Below are 533 nucleotides of genomic sequence, written 5' to 3'. Positions count from 1 at the left end.
GCCGTCGTAGTAGTAGTTGTAGTCGCCGATCATCATGTCCGACCAGCGTGCAAGCTCCTGCGCCAGGTAATACGGACAGACGTCGTGCGCGAGCGCCGCGGTGCGTACGGTATCGCGATCGAGCAGCCCCGCCTCGATCGCCGCATGGCGCGCGGCCGGCAGCCGGTCGTAGAAGCCTTTCGCGAGCGGGCACGATTCGCCGTGGCACGCGAGGTCCGGATGCTCGCACGCCTTGTCGCGCGCGACGAGTTCCAGCACGCGCAGCGGCAGCGCGGGCGTGCCGGCGCCGAGGGTCGTCGCCGCTTCGAGCGCGAGCGCGCGGCCAGGCGTTTTCGCGGTGAGGAAGAACACATGGTCGAGCTCACCCTCGCCGCATGCCTTCAGCAGCGGAAACACGGTGCCGAGCGTCTTGCCGATGCCGGTCGGCGCCTGCGCCATCAGGCACTGCTCGTCGCGCGCCGCGCGATAGACGGCCACCGCCAGCTCGCGCTGGCCGCTGCGGAACTGCCCGTGCGGAAACGCGAGCGCACGCA

1 pseudogene is annotated in these 533 nt (G+C 70.4%); it reads right to left on the bottom strand.

The annotated features are described in order from the left end of the window. Positions 1 to 533: pseudogene (locus JMF90_RS39840) on the bottom strand (ATP-dependent DNA helicase); the annotation flags it as partial.

The organism is Burkholderia sp. E168m23, assembly GCF_016586125.1.
Classification (GTDB): domain Bacteria; phylum Pseudomonadota; class Gammaproteobacteria; order Burkholderiales; family Burkholderiaceae; genus Burkholderia; species Burkholderia orbicola.
The sequence above is the reverse complement of the archived record's forward strand: the minus strand, read 5'-3'. Positions and strand labels throughout refer to the sequence as shown.